At 59.6% G+C, this 394-nt stretch carries 1 protein-coding gene; it reads left to right on the forward strand.

What is annotated here, in order from left to right; translation table 11 throughout:
• On the forward strand, nucleotides 1-394 hold a 394-nt coding region (locus tag I6F37_RS43840; RefSeq protein WP_225154961.1), incomplete at both ends, for a hypothetical protein.

Consider the following 394-nt stretch of genomic DNA (forward strand, 5'->3'; position numbering starts at 1 on the left):
GTCTCGAAACCTTTGCTCGAGCGAGCATTCGCAGCCACGTACGGGATCCGCATTGAGGACCTCTTCGCGAACCTCGACGTCGCCATCACGACGTACCGGTTCGCGGTGAGCGAGGTGATTCCCGAGGCCACGAAGATCGCGTGGGCGGAGAAGGCCGAGGAGATCGAGCGCCGCTCACCGATGATCACCAAGGATCAATTCGTGTTTCAGTTTCTCCGCGAAGAGTTCGAGAGTCAGTTCGGCCGCGACTATCGGCGGCCCGGGTTCTTCCGGCGCCTCATCGGTTTGGTCATCCGCATTCTCCCGAAGTTCGGTCCTTTGAAGGCGTTTTCTTTTAAGACGCCCCCGCCCGAAGCGGAGCAGATGTTCTTCGAGACCTTCGACACCACCAAGG

Source organism: Bradyrhizobium sp. NBAIM08, from assembly GCF_020193935.1.
Lineage (GTDB): Bacteria > Pseudomonadota > Alphaproteobacteria > Rhizobiales > Xanthobacteraceae > Bradyrhizobium > Bradyrhizobium yuanmingense.